1 protein-coding gene and 1 pseudogene are annotated in these 644 nt (G+C 46.0%); one reads left to right on the top strand and one right to left on the bottom strand.

Annotation, left to right across the window (positions count from 1 at the left end; genetic code table 11):
* A partial coding sequence (locus R7Q48_RS28265) for a hypothetical protein (RefSeq protein ID WP_318133632.1) occupies positions 1–199 on the top strand: 199 nt, incomplete at its 5' end.
* Positions 200–260: 61 nt separating this feature from the next.
* On the opposite strand, the pseudogene R7Q48_RS28260 reads toward R7Q48_RS28265, so the two are convergent.
* Positions 261–644 (bottom strand): annotated as a pseudogene (locus R7Q48_RS28260) (Bcr/CflA family drug resistance efflux transporter); the annotation flags it as partial.

Below are 644 nucleotides of genomic sequence, written 5' to 3'. Positions count from 1 at the left end.
GAGTTTTCAGGCTGGTCACGCTTTTGTTTTAGAGAGCAGAAATGTGGTTCGAGAAGTGAATACTCTCACCATTTCTGAACGGATCATTGTTGTGACCTGTTGGCTTGAAAACCCATTGTGTAAGCAACTGTTATTTTTAACAAATATCACTTCTAAAGTTAAATCATTCTCATCAATAAATAGAGGGAGTGTGATATGAAAAAAGGGACACACTATTTCGTGTGTCCCTTTTCAATGTTTTGGTCAGATTGAAATGGCGGTTAAATGACTTGTGGCATTTCGTTTGAGTGATCGTGCGCTCTGTGTACCCACAATAGGCCAAGCATCGCGACAATTGACATTGCCATCATCAAAACACCAAGCGGCATTTGGTTGTGCGCTGGGAATAGCGATGCAAGCAAGGTTGCAATACCGGCGCCCAAGTTCTGCATGCCACCCAGAGTCGCACCAGCTGTCCCCGCGTGGTAAGGGAACGGAGCAATTGCGCCTGTTGTTGCCGCAGGGAACAGAATGCCCGCACCTAGGAAATAAATAGTTGCGCCACCAATTAACGTCAGTGCAGTTGTTACGCCAAACAAGCCTGGGATTAATACGACGGCTGAACCGATAAAGATCGACACCAAGCCAACATTTAACGCACGACG

Source organism: Vibrio sp. 378 (assembly GCF_033339435.1).
Note: the sequence above shows the minus strand (reverse complement) of the source record. Positions and strands in the feature narration are given on the sequence as shown.